The sequence below is a fragment of the Curtobacterium sp. NPDC089689 genome, from assembly GCF_044749145.1.
Taxonomy (GTDB): domain Bacteria; phylum Actinomycetota; class Actinomycetes; order Actinomycetales; family Microbacteriaceae; genus Curtobacterium.
Genome location: NZ_JBIVHJ010000008.1, coordinates 24447 through 37370, shown reverse-complemented (window position 1 = coordinate 37370; position 12924 = coordinate 24447). Strand labels below are relative to the sequence as shown.

The 12924-nt window shown below is 71.5% G+C and carries 13 protein-coding genes; 11 read left to right on the top strand and 2 right to left on the bottom strand.

What is annotated here, in order from left to right:
• Positions 1-187 precede the first annotated feature (187 nt).
• The 5 genes from ACIPYW_RS17435 to ACIPYW_RS17415 are packed head-to-tail and all read left to right on the top strand — an operon-like array spanning position 188 to position 6308.
• The gene (locus tag ACIPYW_RS17435) at positions 188-1147 is read left to right on the top strand and encodes a carbohydrate ABC transporter permease (RefSeq protein WP_290132240.1); all 960 of its coding nucleotides are present in this window, start codon (positions 188-190) and stop codon (positions 1145-1147) included.
• Positions 1144-2127 (top strand): carbohydrate ABC transporter permease, encoded by a 984-nt coding sequence (locus tag ACIPYW_RS17430; RefSeq protein ID WP_400415845.1) that lies wholly within the window; start codon positions 1144-1146, stop codon positions 2125-2127. Before ACIPYW_RS17435 ends, ACIPYW_RS17430 begins: the two co-directional genes overlap by 4 nt.
• Positions 2127-3875, top strand: a complete 1749-nt coding sequence (locus ACIPYW_RS17425) for a hypothetical protein (protein ID WP_400415843.1) — start codon at positions 2127-2129, stop codon at positions 3873-3875. The genes ACIPYW_RS17430 and ACIPYW_RS17425 overlap by 1 nt, the downstream gene beginning before the upstream one ends.
• Positions 3876-3877: 2 nt before the next feature.
• Positions 3878-5803: a DUF6807 family protein gene (locus tag ACIPYW_RS17420; RefSeq protein ID WP_400415840.1), complete on the top strand. Its 1926-nt coding sequence runs from the start codon at positions 3878-3880 to the stop codon at positions 5801-5803.
• A 25-nt stretch (positions 5804-5828) separates the two neighbouring features.
• Positions 5829-6308, top strand: coding sequence for a tetratricopeptide repeat protein (locus ACIPYW_RS17415; protein WP_400415839.1), 480 nt, complete (start codon positions 5829-5831; stop codon positions 6306-6308).
• Positions 6309-6356: 48 nt separating this feature from the next.
• Here the strand turns inward: ACIPYW_RS17415 and ACIPYW_RS17410 are convergent, their stop codons facing one another.
• A complete protein-coding gene (locus tag ACIPYW_RS17410) occupies positions 6357-7856 on the bottom strand; it encodes a protein kinase (RefSeq protein ID WP_400415837.1) in 1500 nt (499 codons plus the stop codon).
• Positions 7857-8051: 195 nt separating this feature from the next.
• Here ACIPYW_RS17410 and ACIPYW_RS17405 point away from each other — a divergent pair, with 195 nt between their 5' ends.
• From ACIPYW_RS17405 to ACIPYW_RS17380, 6 genes are all read left to right on the top strand, one after another.
• The gene (locus tag ACIPYW_RS17405) at positions 8052-8660 is read left to right on the top strand and encodes a dihydrofolate reductase family protein (protein ID WP_400415835.1); all 609 of its coding nucleotides are present in this window, start codon (positions 8052-8054) and stop codon (positions 8658-8660) included.
• A gap of 74 nt (positions 8661-8734) precedes the next feature.
• Positions 8735-9019: a hypothetical protein gene (locus ACIPYW_RS17400; protein ID WP_400415833.1), complete on the top strand. Its 285-nt coding sequence runs from the start codon at positions 8735-8737 to the stop codon at positions 9017-9019.
• Positions 9019-10776 carry a hypothetical protein gene (locus ACIPYW_RS17395; protein ID WP_400415831.1) on the top strand — a complete coding sequence of 586 codons (1758 nt, stop codon included), beginning with the start codon at positions 9019-9021 and terminating at the stop codon, positions 10774-10776. The genes ACIPYW_RS17400 and ACIPYW_RS17395 overlap by 1 nt, the downstream gene beginning before the upstream one ends.
• Positions 10773-11264 (top strand): hypothetical protein, encoded by a 492-nt coding sequence (locus tag ACIPYW_RS17390; protein WP_400415829.1) that lies wholly within the window; start codon positions 10773-10775, stop codon positions 11262-11264. Before ACIPYW_RS17395 ends, ACIPYW_RS17390 begins: the two co-directional genes overlap by 4 nt.
• Before the next feature lie 55 nt (positions 11265-11319).
• The gene (locus ACIPYW_RS17385; RefSeq protein WP_400415826.1) at positions 11320-11517 is read left to right on the top strand and encodes a hypothetical protein; all 198 of its coding nucleotides are present in this window, start codon (positions 11320-11322) and stop codon (positions 11515-11517) included.
• A complete protein-coding gene (locus ACIPYW_RS17380) occupies positions 11487-12029 on the top strand; it encodes a hypothetical protein (protein WP_400415824.1) in 543 nt (180 codons plus the stop codon). Before ACIPYW_RS17385 ends, ACIPYW_RS17380 begins: the two co-directional genes overlap by 31 nt.
• A gap of 21 nt (positions 12030-12050) precedes the next feature.
• Here ACIPYW_RS17380 and ACIPYW_RS17375 read toward each other — a convergent pair whose 3' ends face one another.
• Positions 12051-12884, bottom strand: a complete 834-nt coding sequence (locus ACIPYW_RS17375; protein WP_400415822.1) for a helix-turn-helix domain-containing protein — start codon at positions 12882-12884, stop codon at positions 12051-12053.
• Between the last annotated feature and the right edge of the window lie 40 nt (positions 12885-12924).

Sequence of the window (12924 nt, the reverse complement as noted above, 5' to 3'; positions counted from 1 at the left end):
CGGGCGGTGGGGGGTAACCAAAACACCGCCCCGCTGTGGGCGACCCAGCCGCGTTCTCCAACCACCAAGAACATCGGGCACCCGGGGGGGGGCGGGGGGGGGGGGGGGGGCCCCCCCCCGGCCCCGTCCGCCTTCCCCCCGACGACCCCGACGAACACGACGACCGCGACGAACGAAGAGGACCATCGTGAGCACCCAGACCGCCGTCCCCCGTGCGGTGCCGTCCAGCGACACCGTCCGACCCCCCGGCCGCGGCACCCGCCGCCGACGCTCCGGCGTCCGGAAGCCCCTGCTGGCACCGATCGCCTTCGTCAGCGTCAACGTCGTCCTGTTCGCGGTGTTCTTCGTCTGGCCGGCCGTCATCGGCCTCGGCTACTCGTTCACCGACTACAACGGCGTCGTCTCCCCGAACTTCATCGGGCTGCAGAACTACGTCGAACTGTTCCAGGACGACACCTTCTACGCCGCACTCGTCCGCACCCTGCTCTACGCCGTGGTCGCGGTCCCCCTCGGGTTCGTGCTCTCCCTGTCGATGGCGCTCATGCTCACGAGTCCCGCCGCCAAGGGCCGGAGCGTCGCCCGCATCGTGTTCTTCGTCCCGTGGCTGATCTCCCCGATCGTCACCGGCGTCATCTGGCGGTGGATGTTCGGCGAGAACTTCGGTCTCGCGAACTTCGTCGTCGAGTCCCTCGGCGGCAAGGCCGTCCCGTGGCAGTCGAACGCGGACCTCTCGCTGCTCGTCGTCGTGTTCGCGAGCGCGTGGGCGGGGTCGGCGTTCAACATGCTGCTCTTCGTCGCCGCGATCCGGAACGTGCCCCGCTCCTACTACGAGGCCGCCGCGCTCGACGGCGCCGGCGCCTGGCACCAGTTCCGGTACATCACGCTGCCGAGCATCGCGCCGACGTCCTTCATCGTCGTGCTGCTGTCGTCCCTCGGCGCGTTCAAGGAGTTCGCGACGATCCAGGCCCTCAACGGCGGCGGCCCCGGCACCGACAACAACCTGCTCGTGCAGTACATCTACACGAACGGGTTCCAGAACGCCCACATCGGCTACGCCTCGGCAGCGTCGATGGTCCTCATGCTCATCCTCATGGCCATCGCCCTGATCCAGCTGGCCGTGAACCGTCGGACGGAGAAGCGCCGATGACCACGACCCTGCCCGGTGCCGGTGCACCCGGCGCCGCGAACCCGGACGCCACCCGCCCCGACGCGGGCGACGGGGACCTGACCCGATCCGTGACCACCGCCGGCCGACGCGCCGCGAAGCGTGCGGCGGGACGGGCCGCCACCCGCGGCGGCCTCGACCGCGTGCCGAAGCCCAAGGCGATCGCGGTCAGCGCGCTCCTCTGGGTCTTCATCATCGGCTTCGGGTTCCCGGTGCTGTGGTTCGTCCTCAGCGCGTTCAAGCCCGGCGGCGAACTGTTCTCCTACCCCCTGACGCTGTTCCCGGAGCAGTGGTCGGTGTCCGGCTTCGTCGAGGCCTGGCAGAGCTTCGACTTCGCCCGCTACTTCGGCAACACCATCGTCGTCGCCCTGGTGACCACCGTGCTGACGGTCCTCGCGAGTGCCGCCACCGGGTACGCCCTGGCGAAGTACGACAACCGGTGGCTCAAGGTGTTCTTCGTGTGCATCCTCGCCACGACCATGCTCCCGACCGAGGTCATCCTCGCGCCGACGTTCATCGTCATCCGTGACCTCGGCATGTACGACTCGCTCGCGGGCATCATCGTGCCGTCGATCATCACCGCGACCGGCATCTTCATGTTCCGGCAGTTCTTCCTCACCGTCCCGGACGACCTCGTCGAGGCCGCACGGATCGACGGCGCGAGCGAGTTCGGGATCTTCTGGCGGATCATGCTGCCGATCTCCCGGCCGATCATGCTGACGCTCGCGATCTTCTCGTTCCAGTGGCGGTGGAACGACTACATCTGGCCGCTGCTGGTCCTCAACGACCCGCACCAGTTCACGATCCAGATCGCCCTGCAGAGCATCGTCGGGGCCGAGAACGTCAACTGGACCGTGCTGCTCGGTGCCTCGGTGATCTCGATCCTGCCGCTGCTGCTCATCTACCTGGTGTTCCAGAAGTACGTGAACGGCGCGGACCTCAACGCGGGGCTCAAGGACTGATGGGGTTCCTCGACGCGGTCCGTCCCGCCGTCGACGCCGAGCTCGCCGCGTGGCGCGCGACGCCGGGTGACCCGGCGGCGCTGTCGCACCGCGAGCTGATGGCACGTGCCCTCGCCTTCGTGGGTGCCCGGGTCCGGCAGGAGCAGCAGGGAGGCCCGGATCGCCTGCCCGACGACGACCTCACCACCGCGCACGGGTACGTCCGGCACCTCACCACCCGGCAGTCGGCCGGAGGCACCTTCGTCGGTGGGGACAACGTGCTCTCGCCGCCCGACTCTGCGTTCACGGTGAACGACGTGTGCGACGCCCTCGAGCTGCTCGAGCCGCTGCGCGACCGGGACCCGGCCGCCGAGTCGCTCGCCGCCGACCTCGACCGGATCGTCGAGCGGGCGACCCCGGCGCTCCTGACCGGGGGCGTGCACACGCCGAACCACCGGTGGGAGATCAGCGCGGCCCTCGCCCGGATCCACCGCCTGCACCCGTCGGACGCCCTCGTCGAGCGCATCCACGAGTGGCTCGCCGAGGGGCCGGACATCGACGCCGACGGCCTGTGGTCCGAACGGAGCCCGAACTACGCCGCCGCGGTCTCCTGCCCGTCGTTCCTCGTGCTCGCCGACGTGCTCGACCGACCGGCGCTCGTCGACCCGGTCCGGCGCTCGCTCGGCGCCACCCTCGCGCTGCTCCTCCGCGACGACACCGTCGAGACCGTGCAGTCCCGGCGACAGGACCAGTCGGAGCCGTTCGGCATCGGGCCCTTCGCGCCGCTGCTCTGGCACGTCGCGGTGCTCGACCAGCGCGAGGACCTCGCCGCCGTGGCGGCCCGCGCGGCCGTCGCCCCGATGTGGCAGCCCGCCGTGGCCGCGGCCCGCGCGATGACCGACCCGCTCCTCGCCGAACCGCTGCCCGCCCCGGCGCCACTCCCCCTCGGCACCACCGTGTTCGACGGCGCCCGGCTCGTCCGCGTCCGCGAGGAGCACCGGGACGTGGTGCTCTTCGCCGGCTCCGACGTCCCCGCACAGGGCCACGTGCGCTCCGGGCTCGCGAACAGCCCCACGTTCCTCCGCGTGCTGTCCGGCGACGCCGTGCTCTCCGACGTCCGGCTCTCGCGGGAGTTCTTCGGCCTCGGCCCCTTCCGGCCGACCTCGCTCGAGGATCTCGGGGACGGACGATGGCGACTCAGCGAGACCGTCTCCGCCGGCTACCACCAGCCGCTCGCCCCCGCGGACCGCCGGACGGACGGGGACTACGCCCTCGCCGACGAGGGTCGGTTCTCCGGCTCGATGGCCTTCGGGTCACGCGCCGTCGACACGGTGTCGCTCCGCACGACCGTCACCGTCGCGATCGAGCCTGAGCGGGTGGTCCTCGACCTCGAGACCGACGGCGCCGACGTACCGTGGTCGCTCCAACTCACCTTCCGCGACGGGGGTACGGTGACCGGTGTGAGCACCGACGCCGCGACCGGGGAGGCCGTGCTCGTCGCGGGCACCGGTACCCACGCTGCCGGGGACTCGACGATCACCTTCGGACCGGGCTCCGGCACCGGGTACGCACAACCGGCGTTCTACGCGCCCGGTCAGGACTACGCGTTCCTCGGCGGGACCGACCGTCCGGAGGGGCAGCACGTCCACGTCACCGGCCGCGCGCCCGGACGCGCACGCCTCGTCATCGGCACGCCGTTCCCGACCGGCACCGAGGCCGCGACCACCGGTGTGGCGACCACCGACATCGACACCGCTGCGATCCGGTGACCGTGACCGGCGACGGACCGCAGCCGGCGGGGCGGACCGGAGACGGGCCTCCCGGCATCGTCCTGGTCGGCGCCCGCGGGTACGGACTGCACCACCGCGCGACCATCGACCGGATGGCCGCCGCCGGCCGGTGCGTGCTGACCGCGGTCGTGGACCCGACGCTCGGCGTGGACACCGACGGCGGCGTGCCCGTCGTCCAGGACGTCACGGCCGCTCGCGAGCACGGCGCCGTCGACGTCGTCGTGGTCGCCGCGCCGATCGGCGCGCACCTCCCGCTCGCGCTCGCCGCGCTCGAGGCGGGCGCCGACGTCCTGCTCGAGAAGCCGCCCGTGACCACCCGGGCCGCACTCGCCGAGCTGCTCGACGCCGAGCGCCGCACCGGCCGGGTCGTGCAGGTCGGGTTCCAGAGCCTCGGCTCAGCCGCGCTCCCGGCCCTCCGCGACGGGTCGGTCGTGGGCCCGGTGCGGTCGGCGGCCGCGGTCGGGACGTGGACGCGCGACCAGGCCTACTGGTCCCGCTCTGGCTGGGCCGGCCGTCGGCGCGTGGCCGGCGTCGACGTCCTCGACGGCGTCGTGACGAACCCGCTCGCGCACGCCGTCGCCACCGCGCTCGCGCTCGTCGGCTGCCGTCGCGCCACGGAGGTCGCCCGCGTCGAGGTCGAGCCGTACCGCGCGAACGCCATCGAGGGCGACGACACCTCGGCGGTCCGGGTCACGACGACCGCTGGCCGGGAGGCCACGGCAGCCCTCACGCTCTGCGCGCCGACCGAGGTGCTCCCGACCGTCCGGGTGACGGGTGCGGCGGGACGGGCCGTCCTCGGCTACACGACCGACGAGGTCACCGTGGACGGCGCGACCACGACGTACGAGCGGACCGAGCTGCTGGAGAACCTGCTCGACCACCGGGCCACCGGAACGCCGCTCCTCGTGCCGCTCGACTCCACGGGGGCGTTCGTCGAGGTGCTCGAGGCCGTCCGCGCCGCCGAGCCCGTGCAGATCGACCACCCCTGGGTCACGTGGGAGGGCGAGGGTCCGACGCGCCGACCGCTCGTCGCCGACGTCGAGGCGATCGTCGACCGGGCGGCCGATCGGCTCGCGCTGTTCTCCGAGGTCGGAGCACCGTGGGCGCACACGGCGCACGACGAGGTACTCGCGACGCTCCGGGTCGACGGTGCCCCGGTCGCCACCGTCCTCGACGGCTCGGGGACCATCCCGACGTCGTCGCCGCGGCCCTACCTGCACCCCGTCCGGACCCGCGGCGGCGTGACGGTGTCGGCGCACCACCCCGGCGACCACGACTGGCACTGCGGCGTCGGGTTCGCGATCCCCGACCTCGACGGCGTGAACTGCTGGGGTGGCCGCACCTACGTGCACGGCGACGGGTACGTGTGGCGGGACGACCACGGCCGCGTCGACGTCGTGCACGCCGAACAGCGGCCCGGCTGGTTGGGGCAGGAGCTCGTCTGGCGCGGTCCCGACGGCGGGGTCGTCCTGCACGAGGACCGGGTGCTGACCTGGGCCGGGCAGGAGGACGGCTGGACGCTCGACTGGTCGTCGTCGTTCCGTGCGCCGGGCTCCGCCCCCGTCCGGCTCGGCGGCCCCGGGTCGAACGGGCGCGTCGGTGCCGGGTACGGCGGCTTCTTCTGGCGGTTCCCGCCGTGCGGCCCGGTGTCCGTCCGGACCGCCGACGCCGCCGGTGAAGCGGCCGTGCACGGGTCCGTCACACCGTGGGTCGAGTGGACGGCGGACTTCGACGGGGGGCCGGCGACGGTCCGGGTCACGGCGCTCGACCACCACGACCCGTGGTTCGTCCGTGTCGAGGAGTACCCCGCCGTCGGGTCGGCGCTCGCGTGGCGCTCCCCCGTGACCGTGCGGCCGGACGTGCCGCTCGTGCGGTCGTTCCGGGCGTCGGTGCGCGACGGGCGATGACCTGCCGGCGCGCTACGGTCGGGGGATGACCGATGCTGCGTGGGAACACGACGTCGCCGAGACCTGGGCGGCGGACCTCGACGACGAAGGACTCGTGGCGCGGATGACGTCGCTCGCGGCCGCTGCACCACACCCGGCACTCGCCGCGTTCGAGCTCGGCGGGGCGTACGACTCCACCGGACGCGAGGCCGACGCGGACGTGCAGTACGCCGCCGCCACCGCCGATGGCCTCGACGAGGTCGACCCCGACCGTGCGGCGCGCATGGTCGTGCAGCACGCGTCCACGCTCCGGAACCTCGGCCGGGTCGAAGAAGCGATCGCGATGCTCCGGGACGCGCCCGAGCACCCGGCGACGGGTGCTGCGCCGAGGGTGTTCCTCGCGCTCGCGCTGCACAGCGCCGGACGGGTGGACGAGGCGCTGCGGGTTGCGATCGAGGCCGTCGAGCCGACGCTCCCCCGGTACCACCGGTCGGTACGGGCGTACGCGGCGGCACTCACCGACTGAGCGGGTCGTACCAGCTGATCCGGCCGAGACCGGATCCCCTCGTACGGGTCAGCGCGGCTGGTCGAGGGGCAGGGCGTCGCTCGTCGTCCGCAGGGACTCCTGGCGGAGCTCGAGCTGCGCCACGGCGAGCGCCGCGAGGTCGCGCAGGTTCGCGAGGTCGCCCTCGGTCGCCTCGCGGGGCTTCGCGTCGAGCACCGCGAGCGTGCCGATCGTCGTGCCGTCGTGCTTCACGAGGGGGACGCTCACGAAGAACCGGATGCCGAGGGGGCCGGTCACGAGCGGGCTCTCGCGCATCTCCGGGTGGGTGGCGCCGTCGGGGATGACGACGGGTTCCGGGACCGGCGCGAACCCGTTGCGGAAGCTGATCTTGCGCGCCGACGGGTCGACACCCTCGGCGATCCACGACTGGGACCACTCACGGTCCTCGTCGAGCACCTCGACCAGGGCGATGGGCGCGTCGAAGAGGCGAGCCGCCATGGCGGTGGTGCGGTGCAGGGCCTCCTCGGGGAGTTCGTCGAGCGTCGCGGGCCGGTCGGCCGTGCCCGCCGACGCGGGCGCAGCGTGCGCGCCGGACGGCGCGACGGCGTCCGGCGCGGAGCCACCGGCGGGCGGGAGCTGCGTGCCCTGGACCGGCGCGGCGGCCGCCGGGACCTGCGTGACGGGGGCGGTGGGTGCCTCCAGGCTGTCAGGGTCGACCACCACGTCGGGCGCGGAGGTGTCCGCGATGACGACGTCGCGGAGCATCGCGACGAGCTCGGACCCGAGCGGCCGGTCGGCCGGGTCCTGCGCCGTCATCGCGCGCAGCGCGGACTTCCAGTGCTCGGGGAGCGGCTCGGGCACGACCGGGTCGCGGGAGAGCCGTGCGATCGCCGACTCGACGACGGAGCCGGGGAACTCCCGGCGGCGGGTGAAGCACTGGAGCAGGACGAGGCCGAGCGAGTAGACGTCGCTCGCGGGTCCGACCTCGCCGCCGCGGGCCTGCTCGGGGCTGAGGTAGGCGGCGGTGCCGGTCGTGACGCCGTCGGCGGTGAGTCGTTCGGCGCCCTCCGCGATCGCGATCCCGAAGTCGGTGAGCCGGGCGCGTGCCCGGTCGGCGTCGTGTCCGTAGTCGACGAGCAGGATGTTCGAGGGCTTGATGTCGCGGTGCACGACCCCGTGCGCGTGGATGTAGTGCAACGCCTCGGCCATGTCGAACCCGACCTCGGCGATGTGCCGGACGGCGAGCGGGCCGACCTTCAGCCGCGCCTCGAGGTCCTGCCCGACGACGAGCGACATGACGAGGAAGCGCTGCTGCGCACCGTCAGCGTTGGTGAGGACACCGGCGTCGAGGAGGCCGACGAGGTTGTGGTGCTCGAGCGAGGCCAGCACCCCGAGTTCGGCGTCCTGTCGGGCGATGTCGACCGAGCCGGAGTGGAACACCTTGACGGCGACCGGTCGGCGGAGCACTTCGTCGGTGGCCTGGTAGACGACGGACATGCCGCCCTGGCCGATGACCCGTTCGACCCGGTACCGGCCGTCGAGGAGCGGCGCTGCGTCGTCGTGCGTCATGGGGTCCTCGTGCTCGGTGGGTCTGACGTTGCATCCTCCCATCCCGCGCGGCTGTCTGCCCGGAACGCTCCGCGAGGGTTCGCGCAGCGGACCGTGCCGCGGCCCGCGCGGCTTCGCGCGGCTTTACGCGGCGGACCGTGCCGCGGCCCGTGCGGCGTAGCATCGCGGCAACGCAGGTCCGACGAGGGAGTCGCCATGCCCGCACGGTTCGTGTACTGGATGAACGTGTCCGTCGACGGCTTCATCGAGCGGGCGCCCGGTGAGCACGACGGCCCGGACGGCCCGGAGTGGGTGAGCATCGACGAGGAGCTGCACCGCGAGTTCAACCGGCGCGCCGCGGCGATGACGCTCTCCGTGGAGGGCCGGGTGTTGCGGGACATGATGGACCCGTACTGGCCGGACGCCCGGTCCGACGCGTCCCTGACCGAGGTCGAACGGGAGTACGGCGAGATCTGGACCGCTCAGCCGAAGGTGCTCGTCTCGCGGACCCGGACGACCGCCGACCACGGCACGCGCGTGATCGGTGCGGACGGCGACGCGATCGAGCAGCTCGCGAGGATCCGGCAGGAGACCGATGGTGACGTCGGGGTCGGTGGTGCTGATCTCGCGTCGCAGCTCTTCGACGCGGGGCTCATCGACGAGCTGATGCTGTTCACGCACCCCGCGGTGCTCGGCGGCGGACGGCCGCTGTTCGACCCGCCCCGGTCCGGCGAGCGGGCGCCGGTGCGGCTCGCGCTGCTGGAGGAGCAGCGGTTCACGAACGGGGTGGTGCTGCGACGGTGGGACGTCCTGCCGGCGCGGTGACATGTTGTACACAGAGCGCTGGAGACCCGTTGCCCCGTTGCGTTATCGTGTCCGCGAGCACAGAGGGGGTCTGCGTGGGGGATCTACAGGTCGACACGGCGTCGCTCGACGCCCTGACACACGCCATGGCACCGTTGCCGTGGTCAGTACGAATGGACCGCTCGATCGCCGATCCGCGCGAGGACGCCCTCGGCTCTTTCATCGTTGCTGCAGCCCTCGGCGACGCAGGGTCGACGATCACCGACCGCGGCGAGGTGCTCGCGGAGTCCCTGACGTCCATCGGGAAGTACCCCGCCCAGGTCGCGTTCCAGATCTCGTCGACCGAGGGTGAACTCGCGGCACAGCTGGACGGTCGCTGATGGCCTGGACGAACACGGATCCGGGGCAGGGCGATCCTGCTGCCGTCTCGGCGATCGCGGCATCTCGACGAGACAAGGCCGACGACCTCCGCGACACGGCACGGTCGCTGCGTGTGCTGGCGCACGACGGTCAGACCGCTGACTGGCGGGGTCGTGCGAAGGAACCGTTCCAGGCGAACGTCGGCGCGTTCACCACTGATGTCGGCACCCTCGCGGTCGCTCTCGACGAGCAAGCGAGCGCGCTCGAGACCTATGTGTCCGTGCTGACATCGATCCAGGAGGACCAGCGCGATCTCGAAACGCGCCGATCGTCGGCGGCACAGGCACTTGCCGACGCCGAGGCTGCTGCGAGCAGCGCCAGGTCCGAAGCGCGCGACACCGCACGGTCGTCCGACAGCACACCCGAGCAGATCGCGAGCGCGAGCAGCACCGCGAACCGGCGCGCCGACGACGTCACCGATGCGCTGACCACGGCCCGCAGCATCGACCTCGAGTGGGACGCGCTCGTCGAACGGCGGCGGGCGGCCGACCGCGCCTGCGCCGATGCACTCGACGCCCGTGCAGCCAACGGCCTGCCGAAGCGGCTGACCGACTCGGACATCGCGAGTGCCACGCCGCTGACACTCCTGGCGCTGCTGCAGAGCATGGGTCCGGACGACGCCGCGGAGTTCCTCGCGAAGCACCCCGACGCGGCGGCCCGGATCGAGACCGCCGACCCGGGTGCCGTCCGCGCGTGGTGGGAGTCCCTCGGGGCCGGTGACGACACACGCCTCTCGGCGGAGCAGTCGGCTCTGGTCGCTGCAGTCCCGTCGATCATCGGGGCGCTGAACGGCGTGCCGGCGCAGGCGCGAGTCGCCGCGAACCGGAGCCTCGCCGCCGACCGGCTCGAGGACGCGAAGACTCGGCTCACCGCGCTGCAGCTCACCGAGGGCGTCCTCGGGCAGGCGCTCGGACACGGCACGAAGGCGAACCGTGACGAGATCGCCGCGTTGCAGCAGGAGATCACGTTCCTCGAAGGCGTGGTCAAGCAACCACCCGAGCACCAGCTCTACCTCTACGACCCGTCCCAGAAGCGGATCATCGAGATGATCGGAACGCCGGGCCCCGACACCAAGCACGTGATCACGTACGTGCCCGGGACCTTCAGCAACATGGAGGGCTTCTACAACAACGGGATCCAGCAGGTCGGCAACTGGTTGCACGAGGCCTCACCGAAGGACAGTGTCGTCTTCGTCGCGAAGGACGGTGTGTTCCCCGGAGAACAGACTGCCGGCGCCGGTGGCATCGCCGAGGCGAACGACCCACAGTTTGCGCTCGGGCCGGCAGAGCGGCTTCGACAGCTCGCAGCCGGCATCAGCACGGACCCGAACATGACGAACGCCCTCACGACGGCCATCGGTCACAGCTGGGGAGCGGCCAACATCACCACCTCGGAGACGCTCGGTGCCATCTACAACCAGGTGGACTCGCTGTCCGGCGCCGGCATGCCGCAGAACTGGAAGCCGAATGAACTCACCCAGTACAAGGACTACTCCTACGTGGACATCCTTCAGGTCGGGCAGGCGACACGACACGTCTGGGCCGGCAACAACCCGCGCTGGAACCCGGCCTTCGAGCACGACGCCTACTACGGTCCGAAGCCGGACGACATCAACCCGTACGATTACGGCTTCCTCCTCGACCAGCACAACCGGGTCGCCCGAGTTGAGGGGAACCGCGCAGTACTCGACGATCTGAGATCGGACATCTTCCAATGAACGCCCGGAACATCGTGACGCTGACTCTCGTCGCAATCGCCGTATTCGCCCTGACTGCCTGCGCCGGAGGTCCTTCCATGTCCAAATCGCCGACACCGAACACCCATGTGACCCGCGCGGATGTCGAGAAGCGAACAGGTGCCGTGCAGGGCAGGATCATCGATGCCTTCCCCGAAGGTGCTGTCAGCGAGACGAGCACAGGCGGCTGGGCCCTGCTCGACTGCTCCGAGAACGAGATACAGTCCTCGATCAGCGCGACCTTGACCCTTGCCCGGACCGTGCCGATCGACGCCACCTACGACGCCATCACGCATGAGCTCGAAGCCGACGGGTACCGAGGAGAGCAGAGCACGGCCTCCCGCGGGACAAAACTCGTCATCACGGGGGCAGCGAACGACCAGTACTTCATCACGATCCAGAACGACAAGAAGCGCGTTCTGATCTCTTCCTTCTCGCAGTGCTTCCGCGGTTCGCTGGCGGACCAATGAACAGGTGCCGCGCCGGTCACGGGTAGTGTCCGAGCGGAGACGGCACGCCGCCCCGGTGAGCGCCAAGACACCAGGAGCGCTCGTGGAGACCGCGCTGAACTTTGACGAATGGAACACGACCTCGCACGGGCTGCGCCTGGTCCTGACCGGGCAGGCGAACAAGCAGTCCTTCGTCTCGATCCTCAAAGACACGAAGCGCGTGCAGATCTCCTCCTTCTCGCAGTGCTTCCCGGGTTCGCTCGCCGATGGCTGACCCGACTCGACGGTGCCGTCGGCGGGCCCGGTGCCCGAACACTGACCGTCGCGACGCTCGCCCTCGGGACCCTCGCTGCGTGCTCCGAAACGTCCGGTGCGGAGCGGACCGCTGAGTCAGCTCCCCCGGCCACCCGGGCGCTGGCCGAACAGCGGACCGCAGCGCTCCAAGACCGGATCGTCGACACGTTCCCGAAGGGTTCGGTGGCGGAGCAGTCCGTCCGCGGGTGGGTCCTCCTGTCGTGCTCGGACGACGACATCCAGACCGCGGGCGGGGTCCACGTCACCCTCGCCAGGTCGGTGGACGTCGACGAGACGTATGACGCGATCGTGCACGCGGTCGAGCCCGACGGCTACTCCGGTGCGCGTGACACGACGCCGAAGGGGGCGGCGCGCCTGACCGTCACCGGACCGGACGACGACCAGTACCTCGTCACGATCTACCGCGAGGACGGAGACGCCCGCATCTCATCGTTCTCGCCGTGCTTCCCGGGATCGCTCGCCGACGGTTGAGCACCCGCACGACGGCAGATCTCAGCGCACCCGCGCCCGGTACTCCCCCGGCGCACACCCCCGCGCACGGGTGAAGTGCGCGTAGAAGCTCGACTGCGACCCGAAGCCGGCAGCGTGCGCGACCTCGGCCGTCGTCATCGACGTGGTCGCGAGCAGCCGCTGCGCCTCGGCCACCCGGCACCGGGTGAGGTACTCGACGATCGTCGAACCGACGTCCTGGCGGAACACCGTCATCGCGTGGTGCGGGTGGAGGTGCGCGGCCGCGGCGACGTCGTCGACCCCGATGGGCTCCCGGAACCGGTCGACCACGAACCGGACCATGTCGATCGCCCGGTCCATGCCGACCGGCCCGTGCCTGCCGTCCGGTCGGAGGTCGATCGTGTCCCGGTGGTGCCGGAGCAGCCGTCGGACGAACGCCTGGGCCTCGAGGCCGGCGATCAATTCGGCACCGTCGTCGGCGAAGTCGCGCTGCCACGACCCGAACATCGACTCGACGTCCCGTCCGGCAGCGACGGCCGGGACGAGCACGGGACGGTTGAGGAGCATCGCGCCGAGGTCGTGGTCTGGCAATCCCCACGCGAGCACGTCGCCGAGCGGGATGTGCGCCCAGAGGAAGTCTCCGGAACCGGCTCCGGCCCCCGGGCCCTCGCCGATCAGCTGGTGCGGCGTCCACCCCCAGAAGAGCGCGACCTCCCCGGCGTGGACGGACACGTCCGTGCCACCGAACCGGTAGTCGAGCCGCCCGTCGAGCACGAGGTTGATCTCGAGGTCGTCGTGTCGGTGCGAGGACAGCATGACGGGCGCGGGGCCGCGATGGCTCCAGTAGGCCGCTTCCACCGTCTCGACGTCGAGCACGGCCCGAGCCTACGTCAGCGAGCCCCGCGCGACACGAACG

Bases quoted from the DNA above. Each gene is read 5' to 3' on its own strand.
- ACIPYW_RS17430 (WP_400415845.1), top strand. From the start codon at position 1,144: ATGACCACGACCCTGCCCGGTGCCGGTGCACCCGGCGCCGCGAACCCG.
- ACIPYW_RS17425 (WP_400415843.1), top strand. From the start codon at position 2,127: ATGGGGTTCCTCGACGCGGTCCGTCCCGCCGTCGACGCCGAGCTCGCC.
- ACIPYW_RS17415 (WP_400415839.1), top strand. From the start codon at position 5,829: ATGACCGATGCTGCGTGGGAACACGACGTCGCCGAGACCTGGGCGGCG.
- ACIPYW_RS17410 (WP_400415837.1), bottom strand. From the start codon at position 7,856: ATGACGCACGACGACGCAGCGCCGCTCCTCGACGGCCGGTACCGGGTC.
- ACIPYW_RS17405 (WP_400415835.1), top strand. From the start codon at position 8,052: ATGCCCGCACGGTTCGTGTACTGGATGAACGTGTCCGTCGACGGCTTC.
- ACIPYW_RS17395 (WP_400415831.1), top strand. From the start codon at position 9,019: ATGGCCTGGACGAACACGGATCCGGGGCAGGGCGATCCTGCTGCCGTC.
- ACIPYW_RS17390 (WP_400415829.1), top strand. From the start codon at position 10,773: ATGAACGCCCGGAACATCGTGACGCTGACTCTCGTCGCAATCGCCGTA.